The organism is Mycobacterium sp. SMC-17 (assembly GCF_045310915.1).
Classification (GTDB): Bacteria; Actinomycetota; Actinomycetes; order Mycobacteriales; family Mycobacteriaceae; genus Mycobacterium.
Window position 1 is genome coordinate 188,130 of record NZ_JBJIAK010000001.1, and the last position, 14,691, is coordinate 202,820.

A 14,691-nucleotide genomic window follows, 5' to 3' on the forward strand; every position below is an offset into this window, starting at 1 on the left:
ATCTCAGTCGAGCGGAGCCGACGGGGGCGGGCCCAGATGCAAGATCGGAAACGGTCGCCCGTCGCCGTCGGTCTCCGACCGGCTCAGGGTGACGAAGCCGTGACGCTGGTAGAACCCGACCGCTTGTGGATTCTGCTCGTTCACGTCGACCAGCAGCCCCGGATTCTTGGCCCGCGCGTCGGCCAGCAGGACCGAGCCAGCGCCACGACCACGGTGCTGGTGGTCGATGAACAACATCTCCAGGTTGCCGCCGGCGACACCCGAGAAGCCGACCGGCACACCGTCGGAATCCGCGACCGTGAGGTCGACCATCTTCAGGTACTCCTCGGCCAGCCGGCGCTCGTAGAAATCGATGTCGCCGGCAGTCAGGAAGTCATGCGTCGCTTCGACCGCGCTACGCCAGATCCGTAGGAGCTCCGGCCATTCCGCGGGCCCGTGGCATGGCCGGAGTGCGAATTCTTGCGTCGTGGTCACGTTCTCAGCGTAAAGACACGCCGGGTCGCCTCACCAAGCCAGGACGTGATCCGGGCCGGAATTCGGTTCTTCGTCGGCGGCCGCCGGGGGAGTCAGGAGGTCGCCCCAATGCTTCAGAGCGATTCGCATCGCGTCGGGTCGAGACCCTCCCGCCAGCCGCAGCGAATGGCCGCCGGACAGCTCGACCAGCGCCTCGGCCAGGACGTACGGCGACATGTCGGAATCGTGGGCGACGCCGATCAACTCGACGGCCGCATCCTGCCACCGCCGTCGTTGCAGGCCGACGAGAACGCCGACGGCAAGCGCCAGTACGCGACGTTGCGCCTTGCTGCCCGCGGCCGGCCAGGTGCCGCCGCCGTAGAGACCGGCGACGCCTCCAGGCAAATCACCGTCATACTCCGGTGGCCCACTACCGACCGTGATCGACATGGCCATTGTTTACCCGCGCGACAGTGCCGCGAAACGCACAGCTATCCGGAGCGGCGCGCGCACCGCCCCGGATGACTGGATGACGCTACTTCTTCGTGGTGCTCTTCGGCGCGGTGTTCTTCGGGCCGGAGTTCGTCGGCGCCGACTTCGCCTTCGGGCTCTGTTTCGGTGCCGTTGCCTTCGAGGACGCCGCCGGTGCTGCGGTATCGGCGGTTGCCGTCGAGGTTGCCGCTGACGCTGTGGGCGCCAACGCCTTTGGCGCGGCAGGGGCCGTTGGCACGGCCGCCGAGATGGGTGCGGCCGGCGTCGCGGGAGCTGCCGGTGTGGCGGGGGTGGCCCGTGTTGCCGGGGTGGCCCGTGTCGCCGGAGTGGTGGCGGTGGCCGGGACTGCCGGCGTGGCTGCGGTGGCCGGGGTGGCCGGAGCGGCAGGCGTCGCCGGGACGGCAGTGACGGGCGTGGTGGCCGCGGCGATCGGGCCGGCGATCACGGGCACCGCCGCCGGGTCGGTCGCCGGGTCGGTTGCTGCCGAGGTCGTGCTCGTCGTCTTCAGCGCTGCCGCAGGATCACCGGAGGCAGTGCGCATCGTCGAAACCGATGGGTCGGCAACGGGATCGGCGGTGGCGCTCAGTGTCGAAACCGATGGGTCGGCAAGGGATCTGGTGGCGCTGAGTGTCGTGAGAGCCATCATGGGGCTCGAGACCGTCGCCGGGTCCGGCGCGCCGATCGGCGTCTGCGGATGCGTCGCCGTCCATTGGGCGATGACGTTCGCCGCGGGCTTGGGCGTCCAATCCGTCTGGAAGACACCGAGAGTGTCCTGGTCGCTCGTGCTGGCGGTGTTCCGGTCGCGGGTGGTGTAGATGAACATCGGCCCGGTGTAGTCGAAGCTGCTCCACGAGTTCAGGAAGTTGGAGATGAACGCCGCCTGGGTGTTGTTGTCGACGACCGAGGTCGGCTCTCCGTACTCGGTTGCCCAGATCTGCTTGCTGCCGTCGCCGGCCGCGACCATTTCCTGATGGATCGTCGCGAGCTGGTTGATCGGGGCCACCGGCCCGTACGGCGTGCCGTTCCCGAAGGGCACCTGGTACTGGTACGGGTGGAACGAGAGCGCGTCGAAATATCCTTGGGCTCCGTTGTCGTACATGCCCTGGACGTATGAGGCCGCGTTGATGGCCAGGCCAGGGGTATCGGTGACCCAACCGACCACGCCGCCGATCACCGTCGCGTTGGGATCAGCGGCCTTGATCGCCGGATATGCCGCCTGCAGCAGTCGGGTGTACGCCGCGGGATCGGGTGTCGGGTACCAGGAGGGCGCCGCGTTGGGCTCGTTCCACACCTCGTAGGCCGACACCTTGCCCGCGTAGCGCTCCGCCACTGCGCTGACGAATTGCGCGTACTGCGTGTTGTCGGCCGGCGGCGCGGCCACGGCCGGATAACCGGGCTGCACTGCCCACGCCGGCGTCGCGTTGAGCACGCCGAGGATGCCCATGTTGCGTTCGGCGGCAGCGTTCACCAGGGTGTCGACGGTGCTCCAGTTCCAATAGCCCGGTGCGGGCTCGATGTTGTTCCACGGGAGCAGAATCCGCACGTTCTGCACGCCGAGGGACTGCATCTCGTCGAGTGTCTTGTTGATGTCGGCATTCGACATCCCGATGATGTCCGAATCGGCGAAACCCACCGTCGTGTTCGATTCGGTGATCGCCGCGGACAGCAAATAGGGCGCCGGTCCAGGACCGGTGCCCACGCTCGCAAAAATCAGACCCGCAACCCCAACGGGCAATGCCGCCGAGATTGCCACTCTCACACCGGTCTTGATCACCGGCCGTTGCTGTTGACCTCGCTTCTGTCTGTGCCACATCGAAATTCCCCTAATCACAATTGATTTCGCTCCCGGCTAACCCCGCCGGGGCGTCAAAGACAAGGTTTGGGTGCCCCGTGCAAACTGCGGGCAACCAGGTTGCTGGCAAAAAGCTTGGTGCACTTGGCCGTAGTCTGGCCGCATGCGGTCCATCGGCTACTCCTCAGCGTTCGTTCTGCTCTCGGCATCTGCCCTGCTCACGGCCGGATGCGGCTGGAGCCCGAAAGGTCCGGACCCGGAGCCTCAGGCCGACAAGTGCACACCCGCCGACGGGCCGGCGCAGAACGTCGTGACCGCATCCGTCTACGCGCTGCCGGCGCCGCCCTCGGGCAAGTGGACTCAGATGGGCAGCGGCCACACCGCGAACTGCGCGTTGTACTGGGTGCAGGTCGGGCAGAACAATTCGACGCCGGACAGCCTGCAGCAGGTGGTGTTCTTCAACAAGAACACGATGATCGGCACACCGACGCCCAACGCGCGGCCGTACATCACGGTGACCGCGAGCGCTCCGGACAGCGTGACGGTGCAGTACCAGTGGCAGCAGCCCAAGGATCAGCCGGGAATGCCGACCGGCATCGGCAGTGTGCGGTTCACCGTCGACGGCGGCGCACTCAAGGCGCTGGACCCGATCCCCGGGCCGTGAGCGTCAGTGCGCGGCGAGCAGGCCGCGCATGATCTCGACGGCGGCCGCCAGGGTGTCCCGGTCGGTGCTGTCGAGTTCCTCCATGAACGGGTCGATGGCGTTGCCGCGGTCGGCCCGTACCTGCGCAAGCGTGGCGATGCCCTGCGGCGTGATGCTGATGAGGACGGCGCGGGCGTCGTCGGGGTCGATGGTGCGGGACACCAGCCCGGCGTCCTCGAGGCGACGGACCTGGGTCGTCATCGTCGGTTGTGAGCAGTGGTCGAGCGCGGCGAGATCGGAGATGCGGGCGCGGCCCTCGGCTTCGATGGTGGAGAGCAACCGGGCCTGGGCGAAGGGCAGCGGGAGCCGGACGCGCTGATTGGCCAGGCGGTTGATGCGTGCGACGACGGCGAGCAGATCCGAGGCGAGGGTCGTTTCGGTCGCCGGTGCAACTGTCATGTTCAACATGGTTCCATAGATTCTCTATGTAGTCGAACCTGCCGCCGGGAGTGGTGACGGTCACAACACCGTCAAGTTTACTCGTCTACGCAGCTGGCAGAATTGTGCAATGACTGCTGCCGGCACCCGAGATAAGGCCGGTCCCCTCGATCCGGGCGAGTACGCCCAGGCCGCTGTGATGGCGGCACTGAGCGCGGCCACCGCCATCATCGCCGTCGTAGTCCCGTTCGCCGCGGGGCTCGGCATGCTGGGCACGGTCCCGATGGGACTGTTGGCCTACCGCTACCGGATTCGGGTGCTGGTCGCCGCGACCATCGCCGGCAGCACCATCGCGTTCCTCATCGCCGGCATGGGCGGACTGATGACCGTGGTGTTCTGTGCCTACATCGGCGGCCTGACGGGCATCGTCAAGCGCACGGGGCGGGGCATCGCCACGGTCCTGTGGGCTTCGGTGGTCGCAGGCGCCGCATTCGGCGCGTACGTCATCGGCATCCTGCTCGTGGTGGCGCGGCTGCGAGAGCTGATCTTCGCGTCGATGACTTCGAACATCCACGGCATCGCCAACATCATCGCGGCGGTCCCTGGCGGGGAGCGCGCGGCCGAGGATCTGCGCACCGATTTCGCCGTGTTCCTGCACTACTGGCCGGTGCCGGTGATGATCTCCGTCATCATGCACATCGTCGTCGTCACGCTGCTGGGCTGGTGGGCGTTGTCGCGGGTGCTGAAGCGGCTCTTCGGAATTCCCGATGTGCACAAGCTCGACACCGTCGAATCCACCGGCCTCGTCGCACCGGTGCCGGCGCGCCTGCGCGACGTCCGATTCCGGTATCCGGGCACCGATCGCGATGCGCTCGGCCCGGTCAGCATGGACATCGACGCGGGTGAACATGTCGCCGTCACGGGCGCCAACGGATCGGGCAAGACCACCCTCATGCTGACGCTCGCCGGCCGTGCGCCGACTGCCGGCACCATCGACCGGCCGGGTGCGGTGGGGCTTGGCAAGGCCGGCGGCACCGCGGTCGTCATGCAGCATCCGGAGAGTCAGGTGCTCGGCACCCGCGTCGCCGACGATGTGGTGTGGGGCCTGCCGTCGGGGACGACCATCGACGTCGAAAAGCTGTTGGGCGAAGTCGGTTTGAGCGGCATGGCGGACCGCGACACCGGCGGGCTGTCCGGTGGCGAACTGCAGCGCCTCGCCGTCGCCGCCGCCCTGGCCCGCGAGCCGGCACTGCTGATCGCCGACGAAGTCACCAGCATGGTCGACCAGGAGGGCCGCGACGTGCTGCTCTCGGTGCTGTCCGACCTCACCCGTCACCACCGCACCTCGCTGGTGCACATCACGCACTACAACGACGAGGCCGACTCGGCTGACCGGGTCGTCCGGCTCGACGGCGCCAGTGACAACATCGAGATGGTCGCGACCGCACCGGTGCCGATCGTGTCCGCCGGCGTCGAACCCGACGGCCCGGCCGTGCTCGAAGTCCAAGGTGTGGGACACCAGTACGGCAGCGGGACGCCCTGGGAATCAACGGCATTGCGCGATATCAGCTTCACCGTCCACGAGGGCGAGGGTGTGCTGATCCACGGGCTCAACGGCTCCGGCAAGTCGACACTGGCCTGGATTCTGGCCGGCCTCACGGTGCCGACCACCGGCAGCTGTCTACTCGACGGCAAGCCCGTTTCCGACCAGGTTGGCGCCGTGGCGATCTCGTTCCAGGCGGCGCGGCTGCAGTTGATGCGGTCCCGCGTCGGTGCCGAAATCGCCTCGGCCGCGGGCTTCTCGAAGCGCGACACCGTCCGGATCACCGAGGCGCTCGCGATGGTCGGGCTCGATCCCGAACTGGCCGACCGCCGCATCGATCAGCTCAGCGGCGGCCAGATGCGCCGGGTCGTGCTGGCGGGCTTGCTGTCTCGTCGTCCCCGCGCGCTGATCCTGGACGAGCCGCTGGCCGGCTTGGATGCGGCCAGCCAGCGCGGCCTGGTGACGTTGCTCGCCGAACTGCGCCGGACCACGGGGCTGACGGTCGTCGTCATCTCGCATGACTTCGCCGGGCTCGACGAACTGTGCCCGCGCATCCTGCGGCTGCACCGCGGCGAACTCGTCGAGGCTCCGATCACTGCGGGAGGACGATCATGACGGCTCCCGCGACGCAGCGCCGGTCGATGGTGCTGCTGCGTCCCGTGCCGGGGACGTCGCCCATTCACGAACTGTGGGCCGGTACCAAGCTCATCGTGGTGGCGCTGATCGGCATCGTCCTGACGATGTACCCCGGCTGGGTGCCGATCGGCCTGGTCGCCCTGCTGGTGCTGCTCACGGCGTGGCTGGCCCACATCCCGCGCAGCGTGCTGCCGTCGGTACCGCGCCTGGTGTGGGTGCTGCTGTTGCTCGGTGGTGGAACGGCCGCCCTGGCCGGCGGCGAGCCGTTCCTCGACTTCGGGTCTGTGCATCTGGGAGTGGGTGGTCTGCTGAACTTCCTGCGGATCACCGTGCTGTCGATCGTGCTGCTGGGACTCGGCGGGCTGGTCTCGTGGACCACCAACGTCGCTGAAATCGCGCCCGCGGTGGCCACTTTGGGTCGGCCGCTGAAGTGGCTGCGCATCCCTGTCGACGAGTGGGCGGTCACGCTGGCCTTGGCGCTGCGCGCCTTCCCGATGTTGATCGACGAATACCGGGTGCTGTTCGCGGCCCGCCGGTTGCGGCCGAAGGTGCGGCCCGAGACGCGACGGGAGCGTAGCCGGCAGCGCCGCGCCGAGATCGTCGACCTGCTGGCGGCCGCCATCACGGTGGCGCTGCGCCGCGGCGATGAGATGGGCGACGCCATCACGGCGCGCGGTGGTGTGGGCCAGATCGTCGCCAGTCCGGCACGGCCGGGACGGGCCGATACGGTGGCGCTGCTGATGGTCGTCGCGATGTGCGCGTTGTCGCTGTGGGTCGAGGTGGCCACGCCGCTGGCCACCCACCGGCTTTAGCGATCAGAGGCGGCATTGGCTGCGCGCTGGGCATCGGCCAGGGTTGATGCGACCGGCGCGCGGCCCAGGAACATCTCGTCGAAAAATGGCCTGATGGCGAGGAACCCGGCCGGGAAGCCCGCGCCGCCGGGGGCCGGGAGACGGGGGCCGTCCAGCACCGAGAAGAACGGCTGCACGTCGACACCGCGCCGTTTCCAGTAGTCGAAGTAGACCGGCTGGGCAGCCAATACGGCAGGCACTGCCGCCCCTTTGGTGCCCAGGAACGCATTTCCGTCGGCGCTGCCCATCCACTGCAGTACCGCGCGCACCGCATCGGGATGGCGGGTGGCCGAATTGGCCGCGGCGGCAATCCCGTTGGTGACGCTGACGCGGCCGTCCGGTCCGCTGGGCAGCATGGCCACACCCCACCGGAAGCGCGCCTGATCGGCGATGGCAGCCAGGTTGTAGGTGCCCGACTGGAACAGCGCCATGCGGCCCTGCAGGAACTGGTTGCGGGAGAAGTCGCCGTTGCCGTTGGTGTCGGCGGCAGAAGGGGAGACGTGGTCGGTGTTGATCAGCCGCACCAGGTACTCGAAAGCCTCCCGGGCTCCCGGATTGTCGAACGCGAACCGGTCACCGTCGCTGAATATCCCACCGGCCGAACCGATGTAGTTGAGATAGATACCCTGCAGATCGTTGGCGGCGTTGTAGCCCCACTGCCGTACCTGCTCGGGGTCGAATCCCGGTGTCCCGGCCTGGTTTCCGTGCCGATCCAGCGTCAGCCGGGCCAACAGCGGACGCAGCGTGTCATCGGCGCCGGGAGACCAGCGCACCGCATCCAGGTCGGCGGGCTCGACGCCGGCGGCCGCCAGCAGGTCGGCGTTGTAGTACACCGCGATGCCGCCGTCGGTCAGTTGCGGTACCGCCCACAGCGTCCCGTCGCGGGTGAACTGCTGATTCACCGACGGCTCCCACGCATCGGCGGCGCCGCGGCCCAACAACTTTCCGATGTCGAGCAGCCGGCCGGTGTCCGCGTAGCCGGCCAGGTAGGCGTTGGACAGCCAGAAGATGTCGTCGGCGCCGCCGCCGGCGACATCGGTGCGCAGCGAATCGAAGTACGACGCATAGGCGACGACGTCGACCCGGACCTCGATGCCCGGATGCCGGCGGGCGAACTCCGCGAATGACGACCGGTACGCGGCTGCGACCTGCGCGTCCCACAGCCGCACCGTGACAACGGTTTTCCCGGTGTCCTGCGTCCGGCCCATCAGCACGGCGGCCACCAGCAGCACCGCCATGGTGGCGGCCAGCGCGATGACGAACCGGGTCGAGAACTTCATTTCAAGCCGGTGACGACGATCGAGCGGACGATGTGCCGGCCCAGCACGCTGAACAGCAGGATCAGCGGCACGATCGCGACGGTCGTCGCGGCGAGTACGACGGTCCACTGGGTGTCGAACTGGGATTGCAGCCCTGCGGTCGCGACGGTCAGCACCCGCCAGGACGAGCCGCTGGTGATCACCAGCGGCCACATGAAGCTGTTCCATTGCGAGACAACGGTGATCAGTCCGAGCGTGACGAGAATCGACCGGCTGGCTGGCAGCACCACGTGCACGATGACGTCCAGCGTGCCGGCACCGTCGATGCGGGCGGCGCGGATCAGGTCGGCCGGGATGGACCGGAAGTACTCGCGCAGCAGGAAGATCGCGTAGGGCGAGCCGAACATGAACGGCAGCACCAACGCCCAGAAGGTGTTACGCAGCCCGGCCTCGGCCATCATGAGATACAGCGGCACGACCGTCACCGTCGCGGGCACCATCAGCGTCGCCAGGTACAGCCAGAACAGGGTGTCGCGTCCCGGAAATTCGAGCCGGGCGAAGGCGTACGCGGCGGTCACCGAAAACGCCAGCTGGCCCAACAGGATCACCGCGGTCATCAACGCGGTGACCAGCGCGGCCCGGCCGAAGCCGGCGTCGGACAGGGCGGTGTAGTTGGCCAGCGTCGGTGGATTCGGCAGGGACAGCGGCGATTCGGTGTTGAACTGGCGCGCCGAGGTGAACGACGTCAGCAGGCCCAGGCCGAACGGCACGAGGGTGATCGCAGCGGTGAGCACCAGCACCGTATAGATGAGTGCGTTACGTGAGGTCATAGGTGACCCGCCGGCGGAAGTAGAGGTGCTGCACCAGCGTGATGCCGAGCAGCAGGACGAACAGGATGAGGGCCATGACCGCGGCGCGGCCCACGGCCGCCGAGCCGAAGGCCTCGGCATAGATGCGGTGGGCGATCAGGTCGGTGCGGCCCTCGGGGCCGCCGCCTGTGAGCGCGTAGACGGTGTCGAAGACCTGCGCCGCGCTGACGACACCCGTCACCAGGACGAAGAAGAATGTCGGCCGCAGCATCGGCAGCGTGATGCGGCGGAACCGTTGCCAGGCGCTCGCCCCGTCGATGCGGGCCGCGTCGTGAACGTCGTTGGGGATGGCCAGGATTCCGGCGAGGAAGAACAGCGTCACATAGCCGACGTTGGTCCACACGGTCACCGCCGAAACCAGCGGCAGCGCCAGGGTGGGGTCGGTCAGCCATTCGATGCGGTGCCCGAGCACGGTGCTCACTGCGCCGTCGGTGGGGCTGAGAATCCAGCGCCACAGCACCGCGATCGCCAAGGGCGAGCAGATCCAGGGCAGGACATAGAGCGTGCGGAAGAATCCGGTGCCCGGCAGTCCGCGGGCCAGCTGCATCGCGGCCGCCAGACCCAGCACCGTCTGGACCGGCACCACCAGTGCGACGAAACCCAGCGTCACCGCCAGCGAGCGGTCGAATGTCGGGTCGGTCAGCACGGCGTGCCAGTTGTCGAGTCCGACGAACCGGATGGGTCCGAGCAGGTCCCACCGCTGCAGGCTCAGCCAGCCGACGACCAGCATGGGGAGCAGCAGGAACATCACCACGCCGAACAGGCTGGGGGCGAGCAGCGCATAGCCGGTCAGGGTGTCCCGAAACCTGCGGCGTGCCACCGGATCATTAAAGCGTGTGGTGCTACTACGGTGTAGCCGTGACTGCGCTGCGACGGGTTGACGCCGACTTCCTGGCCTTGCCGCGCCATTTGCTGGCCGAGGCCGCGGTGTCGGCCGCGCTGGCTGCCGGTGCGAGCTACGCCGACCTCCGGATTCACCGGATCACCACCGAACACATCCAGCTGCGTGACGGCGAGCTGGAATCCTCGGTGGTCAACCGGGAAATCGGGCTGGCGGTGCGGGTGATCGTGGACGGCACCTGGGGTTTCGCCTCGCACGCCGAGCTGAACCCCGAGGTCGCGGCCGAGACCGCCCGTCGCGCCGTGCAGGTCGCGGTGGCGCTGGCGCCGCTCAATGCCGAGCGCATCGAGCTGGCTTCCGAACCGGTCTACACCGATGTGTCATGGGTGTCGCCGTACCGGATCGACCCGTTCGAGGTCACCGCTGCCGACAAGATCGCGCTACTGGGCGAGTACTCGGGCCGGTTGCTCGCGGCCGACGGCGTGGACCACGTGTCGGCGGGACTGCAGGCCGTGAAGGAGCAGGTGTTCTACGCCGATGCGTTCGGTTCGTCGATCACGCAACAACGGGTCCGGGTGCAGCCGACGATCGAGGCCGTCGCGGTGGATGCCGCAGCCGGTGCGTTCGAAACGATGCGCACACTGGCGCCGCCGACCGCGCGTGGTTGGGAGGCCGTCGCCGGTGACGAGGTCTGGGACTGGACAACCGAATTGGCGGAGCTGCCGACGCTGTTGGCCGAGAAGATGAAGGCGCCCAGCGTGACGGCCGGTCCCACCGATCTGGTGATCGACCCGACCAACCTGTGGCTGACCATCCACGAATCCATCGGCCACGCCACCGAATACGACCGGGCCATCGGCTACGAAGCGGCGTACGCCGGTACGTCGTTCGCCACCCCGGACAAGCTGGGGACCATGCAGTACGGGTCACCGATCATGAACGTCACCGCCGACCGCACCGTCGAACACGGTTTGGCCACCATCGGATTCGACGACGAAGGCGTCCGCGCGCAGAGCTGGGACCTGGTGCGCGACGGTGTCTTCGTCGGCTATCAGCTGGACCGCGTGTTCGCGCCGAAGCTCGGGGTCAGCCGGTCCAACGGCTGCTCGTACGCGGATTCGCCGCATCATGTGCCGATCCAGCGGATGGCCAACGTCTCGCTGCAGCCGGGTACTGACGACCTCAGCACCGAGGATCTGATCAGCCGGGTCGAGAACGGTATCTACATCGTCGGCGACAAATCGTGGTCAATCGACATGCAGCGGTACAACTTCCAGTTCACCGGGCAGCGGTTCTTCAAGATCCGCGACGGCAAGCTGGACGGCCAGGTGCGCGACGTCGCCTACCAGGCGACCACCACCGACTTCTGGGGATCGATGGAAGCCGTTGGCGGAGAGTCGACCTGGCGACTCGGTGGCGCGTTCAACTGCGGCAAGGCCCAGCCCGGCCAGGTGGCCGCCGTCAGCCACGGCTGCCCGTCCGCGCTGTTCCGCGGAATCAATGTGCTCAACACGCGAACTGAATCGGGGCGTTGATGCTGAATAATTCTCCCGGTCGCTACGCTCGCCCTGCTGCACCGCAGGTTGTCGACCTGGTGTTGGACGAGGCTGCCCGCCGGGGTCGAGCCGACGAGACCATCGTCCTGGTGACCGACAGGTCCACCGCGTCACTGCGCTGGGCCCGCAACACCATGACCACCAACGGTGAGTCGGTGAGCCGCGAGACCACCGTCATTTCGATTGTCCGCCAAGGGGATAAGGCCCGGGTCGGCGTCGTGAAGTCCAGTGAGGTCGATCCGTCGACCATCGCGGGCCTGGTGGCGGCGTCGCAGGACGCCGCGGAGGCGGCGCCCGAGGCGCGTGACAGCGCGCCGCCGCTGGCCGGCGTGGAGACCTCCGACGACTGGGACGCACCGTCGCCGTTGACCGGTGCCTCGGTGTTCGGGAACGTGGCCACGCGTCTGGTCGACGGCTTCCACCGCAGCGACGCGCTGTACGGGTTCGCGCGGCACGAACTCGACACCACGTACCTGGCGACGTCCGGTGGCATCCGGCGGCGGTTCACCCAACCGACGGGCTCGGTGGAGATCAACGCCAAACGCGATGGTGCCAGCGCGTGGGCGGGCGTCAGTACCGCCGACTTCGTCGACGTGCCAGTCGATTCCATGCTCGACGATCTGTGCCTGCGTCTCGGCTGGGCCTCGCGGACCGTCGAGTTGCCCGCCGGTCGGTACGAGACGCTGATGCCGCCGTCGACCGTCGCGGACATGATGATCTACCTCGGCTGGAGCATGGACGGTCGTGGCGCGCAGGAAGGCCGAACCGCGCTGTCGGCGCCGGGCGGCACCCGGGTGGGGGAGAAGCTCACCGACCTCGGGCTGACGCTGTACTCGGATCCCTTTGCGCCCGGGCTGGATTGCCTGCCGTTCGTGGCGACGTCGAGTTCGTCGGAGCGGGTGTCGGTGTTCGACAACGGCTTGGACATCGGTCGCGTCGACTGGATTCGCGACGGTGTCGTGAACGCGTTGGCGTATCCGCGTTCTGCCGCAGCCGAATTCGACGCGCCCGTGGCCGTGCCGGCCGACAATCTGCTGATGACGGGCGGCACGGTGAGTCTGTCGGACATGATCGCCGGCACCGAACGCGGCCTGCTGCTGACCACGCTGTGGTACATGCGTGAGGTCGATCCGACGGTGCTGCTGCTGACCGGCCTGACGCGTGACGGCGTCTACCTCATCGAGGACGGGGAAGTGACGGCCGCGGTCAACAACTTCCGGTTCAACGAGAGTCCGCTGGACCTGCTGCGGCGCGCGACCGAGGCCGGCGTCAGCGAAACCACGCTGCCGCGCGAATGGGGCGACTGGGCCACCCGGGCCCAGATGCCGTCACTGCGGATTCCGGACTTCCACATGTCGTCGGTCAGTCAGGCGCAATAACTTTCAGCGCCCCGGCGACGTCGTCGTTGGTGGTGGCCCAGGAGCAGACGAAGCGCACGATCGGTCTCAGCGGGTCGGGAGCATGGATCGCGAACCGCTCCCGGACACGCGCTGTGGTCGCGGCGTCGAGGATGACGAACACCTCGTTGGCCTCGGTCGGCGCCGCCAGCTGCAGCCCTGCCTCCGCGAATCCGGCGCTCAATGTCGCCGCCATGCGGTTGGCGTGGGCTGCCGTCTGCAACCAGAGATCGTCGTGCAGCATGGCCTCGAACTGAGCCGAGATGAAGCGGTGCTTGCTGGCGAGGTGGCCGATCTGCTTCTGTACGAAGCGAATTCCCTCGAAATGTGCGGGCCGGCGGATCAGTACCGCGTCGCCGAACAGCATGCCGTTCTTGGTGCCGCCAACCGTGACGATGTCGGCGTCACCGATGGCTTCCTGTGGACTGATACCAAGGGCGGCAATGGCATTGGCGACCCGCGAGCCGTCCACGTGGACCAGCAGGTCGTGCTGGTGGGCGTAGTCGATGAACTCCGTCAGCGCGGCGGGCGACCAGACGCGGCCGTTCTCGGTCGACTGGGTGATGGTGACGATGCGCGGCTGCGAGTGGTGCACCTCGCCGCGGCGCGCAATGTGTCGATCGAGCTCCTTCGGTGAGATCAGGCCGTCATCGCTCGGTAGTGGTGTCAGTTGTGCCGCCGCGATTCGTACCGGCCCACCGGCTTCGTCGAGCAACGAGTGCGCGATATCGCTGCACAGAATTTCCTGCCAGGGCCGCACTGCCGAAGCCAGCGCGATGATGTTGGCCGCGGTGCCGGTCAGCGCGAACAGGACCTCGGCATCGGGGGCCCCGAAGGCCGCTCTGAGGGCCTGCGCTGCGCGTTCGGTGCCCGGGTCGGTGCCGTACGAGCTCACCGGGCCCTGGTTGGCGGCGACGATCGCCTCCAACACCCGTGGGTGAGCACCAGCAGCGTTGTCGGAGGCGAATGCGGCCGAGACGGTCGAACTCATGCGTCGATGGTCTCATCGCGGCAATAATCCGGGGTGTGGAGGAGCTACTGACGTCCCTGATCGCACTGTCGCCACCCGCCGATCGGCGGCTCAACGCGGCGATGCGGCAGACGTGTGCCGAGACCCTGGGCCTCGCGCCATTGCCCTATGAAGCAGTGTTCGGGCCCGTGTCCGACGCCGAGCCGCTGGTGGCTGAGTTCGCCGAGCAGTTCAGCACCGACGTGTCGGTGATTTCTGTGGCTCAGCGCGGAGAGCTCACTGCAGCGCTGGGCGCCAACAGTTTTCGCATCGTGGCGTTGATGTACGTCGCGGACTTCGTGCCGCGAGTGCGGGCCGGATTTGCGGCGCTCGGGCTGCCGCCGATCGCCGATCCCGACGGCTGGGACCACGACACTGACCCGGTGGACCTGCTGTTGAACCGCTTCGCAAGTTCGGTAGGGGCGCGTCGCGAACTCGATCCGGTGATGACCGAGGTGGTGCGACTGCGCGGCGCGGCCGCGCACAACTGCCGGCTGTGCAAGTCGCTGCGCGAGGGCACAGCATTGGATGCCGGCGGCAATGAGTCGCTGTACTCGGAGATCGAGCTGTACGAGTCGTCGACGCTGCTCGACGAGAGGCAGAAAGCCGCGCTGCGCTACGTCGACGCCCTGGTGTGGACGCCGTCGCGGATACCGGCCGACGTTGCCGCGGGCGTACGGGCGCACTTCTCCGACGCGGAGGCCACCGAGATCACCCTCGACGTGATGCGCAACGGCATCAACAAGATTGCCGTCGCGTTGGGTGGGGACGCGCCGCGGGTCAGCGAGGGCACCGAGCGCTATCTGCTCGGAGCCGACGGGCAGCCGGTGTTCTCCTAGGCGTTCTTCGGGAGCTCTCTGAAAAACTTTGGTCACTTTGTTTGCGCTGGTCACAGTGGGTAACTAGCGTCAC

General features: G+C 67.8%; 14 protein-coding genes. 6 read left to right on the top strand and 8 right to left on the bottom strand.

Features of this window, described 5'->3' with window-relative positions:
* Positions 1–3: 3 nt before the first annotated feature.
* The 3 genes from ACJH7A_RS00830 to ACJH7A_RS00840 all read right to left on the bottom strand — a co-directional run bounded on the left by ACJH7A_RS00830 (position 4) and on the right by ACJH7A_RS00840 (position 2,644).
* Complete coding sequence (locus ACJH7A_RS00830; RefSeq protein WP_406801285.1) at positions 4–474, bottom strand: GNAT family N-acetyltransferase; 471 nt, start codon at positions 472–474, stop codon at positions 4–6.
* Positions 475–504: 30 nt separating this feature from the next.
* Positions 505–903 carry a hypothetical protein gene (locus tag ACJH7A_RS00835; RefSeq protein ID WP_212812225.1) on the bottom strand — a complete coding sequence of 133 codons (399 nt, stop codon included), beginning with the start codon at positions 901–903 and terminating at the stop codon, positions 505–507.
* 85 nt (positions 904–988) lie between these two features.
* Complete coding sequence (locus ACJH7A_RS00840; protein WP_406801286.1) at positions 989–2,644, bottom strand: cellulase family glycosylhydrolase; 1,656 nt, start codon at positions 2,642–2,644, stop codon at positions 989–991.
* 256 nt (positions 2,645–2,900) lie between these two features.
* On the opposite strand from ACJH7A_RS00840, the gene ACJH7A_RS00845 reads away from it, so the two are divergent.
* Positions 2,901–3,401 carry an LppP/LprE family lipoprotein gene (locus ACJH7A_RS00845; protein ID WP_406801287.1) on the top strand — a complete coding sequence of 167 codons (501 nt, stop codon included), beginning with the start codon at positions 2,901–2,903 and terminating at the stop codon, positions 3,399–3,401.
* 3 nt (positions 3,402–3,404) lie between these two features.
* On the opposite strand, the gene ACJH7A_RS00850 is transcribed toward ACJH7A_RS00845, so the two are convergent.
* Positions 3,405–3,848 (bottom strand): MarR family winged helix-turn-helix transcriptional regulator, encoded by a 444-nt coding sequence (locus ACJH7A_RS00850; RefSeq protein ID WP_135355795.1) that lies wholly within the window; start codon positions 3,846–3,848, stop codon positions 3,405–3,407.
* Positions 3,849–3,948: 100 nt separating this feature from the next.
* On the opposite strand from ACJH7A_RS00850, the gene ACJH7A_RS00855 reads away from it, so the two are divergent.
* Positions 3,949–5,976 carry an ATP-binding cassette domain-containing protein gene (locus tag ACJH7A_RS00855; RefSeq protein WP_406801288.1) on the top strand — a complete coding sequence of 676 codons (2,028 nt, stop codon included), beginning with the start codon at positions 3,949–3,951 and terminating at the stop codon, positions 5,974–5,976.
* The gene (locus ACJH7A_RS00860) at positions 5,973–6,809 is read left to right on the top strand and encodes an energy-coupling factor transporter transmembrane protein EcfT (RefSeq protein ID WP_212812221.1); all 837 of its coding nucleotides are present in this window, start codon (positions 5,973–5,975) and stop codon (positions 6,807–6,809) included. Before ACJH7A_RS00855 ends, ACJH7A_RS00860 begins: the two co-directional genes overlap by 4 nt.
* Here the strand turns inward: ACJH7A_RS00860 and ACJH7A_RS00865 are convergent.
* Genes ACJH7A_RS00865 through ACJH7A_RS00875 form a run of 3 tightly spaced genes read right to left on the bottom strand, consistent with a single transcriptional unit; the run spans position 6,806 to position 9,796 of the window.
* Positions 6,806–8,128 (bottom strand): ABC transporter substrate-binding protein, encoded by a 1,323-nt coding sequence (locus ACJH7A_RS00865; protein WP_406775428.1) that lies wholly within the window; start codon positions 8,126–8,128, stop codon positions 6,806–6,808. The genes ACJH7A_RS00860 and ACJH7A_RS00865 overlap by 4 nt on opposite strands.
* On the bottom strand, positions 8,125–8,937 hold the full coding sequence (locus ACJH7A_RS00870; RefSeq protein ID WP_406801289.1) for a carbohydrate ABC transporter permease: 813 nt from the start codon (positions 8,935–8,937) through the stop codon (positions 8,125–8,127). Before ACJH7A_RS00870 ends, ACJH7A_RS00865 begins: the two co-directional genes overlap by 4 nt.
* Complete coding sequence (locus ACJH7A_RS00875; protein WP_406801290.1) at positions 8,924–9,796, bottom strand: carbohydrate ABC transporter permease; 873 nt, start codon at positions 9,794–9,796, stop codon at positions 8,924–8,926. The genes ACJH7A_RS00870 and ACJH7A_RS00875 overlap by 14 nt, the downstream gene beginning before the upstream one ends.
* 38 nt (positions 9,797–9,834) lie before the next feature.
* Between ACJH7A_RS00875 and ACJH7A_RS00880 the strand changes: the two genes are divergently transcribed.
* Both ACJH7A_RS00880 and ACJH7A_RS00885 read left to right on the top strand, forming a co-directional pair.
* A complete protein-coding gene (locus tag ACJH7A_RS00880; RefSeq protein ID WP_212812217.1) occupies positions 9,835–11,352 on the top strand; it encodes a TldD/PmbA family protein in 1,518 nt (505 codons plus the stop codon).
* Positions 11,352–12,752: a metallopeptidase TldD-related protein gene (locus tag ACJH7A_RS00885; protein ID WP_212812216.1), complete on the top strand. Its 1,401-nt coding sequence runs from the start codon at positions 11,352–11,354 to the stop codon at positions 12,750–12,752. The genes ACJH7A_RS00880 and ACJH7A_RS00885 overlap by 1 nt, the downstream gene beginning before the upstream one ends.
* On the opposite strand, the gene ACJH7A_RS00890 is transcribed toward ACJH7A_RS00885, so the two are convergent.
* Positions 12,736–13,761 carry a low specificity L-threonine aldolase gene (locus ACJH7A_RS00890; protein ID WP_212812215.1) on the bottom strand — a complete coding sequence of 342 codons (1,026 nt, stop codon included), beginning with the start codon at positions 13,759–13,761 and terminating at the stop codon, positions 12,736–12,738. The genes ACJH7A_RS00885 and ACJH7A_RS00890 overlap by 17 nt on opposite strands.
* Before the next feature lie 14 nt (positions 13,762–13,775).
* Between ACJH7A_RS00890 and ACJH7A_RS00895 the strand changes: the two genes are divergently transcribed.
* On the top strand, positions 13,776–14,618 hold the full coding sequence (locus ACJH7A_RS00895) for a carboxymuconolactone decarboxylase family protein (protein ID WP_212814887.1): 843 nt from the start codon (positions 13,776–13,778) through the stop codon (positions 14,616–14,618).
* Positions 14,619–14,691 lie beyond the last annotated feature (73 nt).

What these genes read in the sequence shown, in the direction of transcription:
- ACJH7A_RS00835 (WP_212812225.1), bottom strand. Translation starts at nt 903, where the DNA reads ATGTCGATCACGGTCGGTAGTGGGCCACCGGAGTATGACGGTGATTTG.
- ACJH7A_RS00845 (WP_406801287.1), top strand. Translation starts at nt 2,901, where the DNA reads ATGCGGTCCATCGGCTACTCCTCAGCGTTCGTTCTGCTCTCGGCATCT.
- ACJH7A_RS00850 (WP_135355795.1), bottom strand. Translation starts at nt 3,848, where the DNA reads ATGTTGAACATGACAGTTGCACCGGCGACCGAAACGACCCTCGCCTCG.
- ACJH7A_RS00855 (WP_406801288.1), top strand. Translation starts at nt 3,949, where the DNA reads ATGACTGCTGCCGGCACCCGAGATAAGGCCGGTCCCCTCGATCCGGGC.
- ACJH7A_RS00860 (WP_212812221.1), top strand. Translation starts at nt 5,973, where the DNA reads ATGACGGCTCCCGCGACGCAGCGCCGGTCGATGGTGCTGCTGCGTCCC.
- ACJH7A_RS00865 (WP_406775428.1), bottom strand. Translation starts at nt 8,128, where the DNA reads ATGAAGTTCTCGACCCGGTTCGTCATCGCGCTGGCCGCCACCATGGCG.
- ACJH7A_RS00870 (WP_406801289.1), bottom strand. Translation starts at nt 8,937, where the DNA reads ATGACCTCACGTAACGCACTCATCTATACGGTGCTGGTGCTCACCGCT.
- ACJH7A_RS00885 (WP_212812216.1), top strand. Translation starts at nt 11,352, where the DNA reads ATGCTGAATAATTCTCCCGGTCGCTACGCTCGCCCTGCTGCACCGCAG.
- ACJH7A_RS00890 (WP_212812215.1), bottom strand. Translation starts at nt 13,761, where the DNA reads ATGAGTTCGACCGTCTCGGCCGCATTCGCCTCCGACAACGCTGCTGGT.